Source organism: Faecalibacterium sp. DFI.5.82, assembly GCF_029076575.1.
Classification (GTDB): domain Bacteria; phylum Bacillota; class Clostridia; order Oscillospirales; family Ruminococcaceae; genus Faecalibacterium; species Faecalibacterium duncaniae.
The window spans coordinates 1-308 of record NZ_JARFIS010000559.1 but is presented as its reverse complement, the minus strand read 5'-3'; the positions used below and the strand labels follow the sequence as shown (position 1 = coordinate 308).

General features: G+C 52.9%; 1 protein-coding gene. It reads left to right on the top strand.

Translation table 11 applies throughout. The features are described 5' to 3' along the window. Window positions 1-2 precede the first annotated feature (2 nt). A partial coding sequence (locus P0G09_RS17870) for a recombinase family protein (protein WP_275253340.1) occupies window positions 3-308 on the top strand: 306 nt, incomplete at its 3' end.

Here is a 308-nt window from a genome sequence, read left to right as displayed (position 1 = left end):
TGCTGCACTTCCGCAGTCTGATGAACGACTACCATCTGAAAGACCTGTCGGGTAAAATCAAATCGGTGCTGTATGCAAAAAAGAAAAGCGGCCAATACCTGACCGCCTATGCTCCCTACGGATACCGCAAGAGTGATGAAGATAAACACCGGCTGGTGGTGGATGAAGAAGCCGCCGCTGTGGTGCGGGAAATCTATCAGATGTGCTGTTCCGGCATGGCCTACGGTAAGATTGCGGCGGCGCTGAACAAGAAAGGCATCCTTTCTCCCCGCTGGTATTGGGAACTGCACTACGGGAAAAAAGGCGGC